The organism is Mycobacterium simiae, assembly GCF_008370645.1.
Classification (GTDB): domain Bacteria; phylum Actinomycetota; class Actinomycetes; order Mycobacteriales; family Mycobacteriaceae; genus Mycobacterium; species Mycobacterium simiae_A.
The window spans coordinates 1-1,447 of sequence record NZ_VTZN01000381.1; the positions used below are offsets into that span (position 1 = coordinate 1).

The following is a 1,447-nucleotide window of genomic DNA, read 5'->3' on the forward strand; positions in this document are numbered from 1 at the left end:
ATCTAACACGGTAGCGGGTTGTGGTGGTGTGACGGCTAGTGGTGTTGGGGTTAGTCGGGGGGTATGGGTTTTGCCGTGGCGGATGGCCAGTTGGGCTTCGACGGCGCTCCGTCGGGTTGGGGTGGCCAGGGCGGCTAGCACGTTGGTGAGGGTCTGGCCGGTGGTGGGGGTGTGGTCAGTGTCGATCACCGTGATGCGATCGGGGTGTTCGTTTTGGGTGGTGTGGATCAGCGCGTAGGCGGCGGCGTGGGCCAGGTCGGGTGCTGGGTCGTAGGTGCTGGTGGTTGTGCCGTGGCCGGTGATGATCACCAGATGGGTGTCGGCGGTGTCGGGGCGGGTCAGCCAGGTTTGCAGCCCGGTGAGGGTGTGGCGGAGCAGGGCATGCACCCGCTGCAGCGGGTCCTCGTTGTGGGGGGTAGGGCTTTTGGTGGTGGGGTCGGGCACCGGCAAAAACCAGATCGCCAGATCGGTGTGGGCCACGTGAGGTTGGCCCAGGTCGGAGTGGATGGGGTTGCTGTGCAGGCTGGCCGGTAGGCGTTCGGGTTGGTTGGTGACCGCCGCCCATTTCGGTGAGACTGTTGCGGCTGGGAAGGTGTCCTCGGGTAGGGCTAGCCAGTCCAGGTGGAACAAGCTATCACCTATTGTGGCCGCCGGCACTGAGGTGAGGCTCTTGGGGAGGGGGCGCAGGGTAAGTGTGTTGATGGCGATCACTGAGGCACCGGTGGGGTCGGTGGCGTGCAGCCTGAATGTGTCGGGCCCGGTAGCGCTGAGCGTGATGTGCAGTCGGGTGGGTGCGTTGGCGTGCAGCCTGATGCCGCTGAACGTGAAAGGAAGCCGCGGTGTTGGCGCGTCGGTGTCGTCGGCGGTGTCCAATAGTTTGGCGGCTAGGGGGTGCAGGGCAGCATCCAGTAGCGCGGGGTGGATGCCATAGCCGGTGATCTCGGTGTCGGTGGGTAACACCACCTCGGCGTAGATGGTGTCGGGGTAGGTGGGGTCGGCGCCGATACCATGCACACCCTGAAACGGAGGACCGTACTGGTAGCCGTGGGTAGCTAGGTGCTCGTAGAAACTGTCTTGGCTGATGGCTTGCACACTGGGTAGTGCCGCTAGCGGGGGCCGTGCCAGGTGTTGGTCTGTGGTGAGCGCGCCGCTGGCGTGCATAGTCCAGGCTGTGGGGCTGTCGTGGTCGGTTCGGGCGTGCACGGTAAACCGACGCCGCTGGTTGTCCTCTTTGGGGTAGACCGTGATTTGAATATCGGTGGGGCTGTGTCGAGCCAATCTCAGGGGGGTGTGCAGGGTCAGCTCGTCGATGACAGGGCAACCGGCCACCTCACCAGCGCTCAGGATCACATCGATGAACCCGGTCGCGGGAAACACTACGGTGTCGTTGATCTGGTGGCCGGCCAGCCAGCCGTGTGTGCTCGTCGACAATCTTCCGCTAAATACC

1 protein-coding gene is annotated in these 1,447 nt (G+C 64.3%); it reads right to left on the bottom strand.

The genetic code is table 11. The features are described from left to right. A partial coding sequence (locus F0Q45_RS25940; protein ID WP_188113178.1) for a polyketide synthase dehydratase domain-containing protein occupies nucleotides 1-1,447 on the bottom strand: 1,447 nt, incomplete at both ends.